The sequence below is a fragment of the Anaerosporobacter faecicola genome, from assembly GCF_012070565.1.
Lineage (GTDB): Bacteria > Bacillota > Clostridia > Lachnospirales > Lachnospiraceae > Anaerosporobacter > Anaerosporobacter faecicola.
The window spans coordinates 1-631 of sequence record NZ_JAAQRO010000017.1; the positions used below are offsets into that span (position 1 = coordinate 1).

The window sequence follows — 631 nt, forward strand, 5'->3', positions numbered from 1 at the left end:
GACTACATGAAGCTGGAATCGCTAGTAATCGCGAATCAGAATGTCGCGGTGAATACGTTCCCGGGTCTTGTACACACCGCCCGTCACACCATGGGAGTTGGTAATGCCCGAAGTCAGTGACCCAACCCACATCAGTGAGCATGACGTAAGTCGTGATAATTAATTTTACGAAGTAAAATTAATTATATTCGATAAAGAATACGTCGGAGTCGTGCTTAGTGATGTGGGAGGGAGCTGCCGAAGGCAGGATCAATAACTGGGGTGAAGTCGTAACAAGGTAGCCGTATCGGAAGGTGCGGCTGGATCACCTCCTTTCTAAGGAAGAGAAGAAGTAGAGGTTGTTTTACTGTTTAGTTTTCAATGAGACCTGCGCATAAGAGTGTAATGAGTACGGAAGAAAGCTTGCTTTCAGACGCACGGAATGAAGCGAGTATGCATAGGACGAGTAGCTCTACTGAGATGAAGCAAAGCGGAATCGAAGGAGAGGTAATCGACAGGTCGGAGTAAAAAAGAAAACAAAATTTTTCTGGTGGCGATGCGTCTTAGGGACACACCCGTTCTCATCTCGAACACGATGGTTAAGACTTAGACGGCCGATGGTACTATACTGGAGACGGTATGGGAGAGTAGG

At 46.8% G+C, this 631-nt stretch carries 2 rRNA genes; both read left to right on the forward strand.

Going from position 1 to position 631, the window contains the following annotated elements:
- Nucleotides 1-315: ribosomal RNA gene (locus tag HBB17_RS08165) — 16S ribosomal RNA — on the forward strand; the annotation flags it as partial.
- 210 nt (nucleotides 316-525) lie between these two features.
- A 5S ribosomal RNA gene (gene rrf, locus HBB17_RS08170) occupies nucleotides 526-631 on the forward strand; the annotation flags it as partial.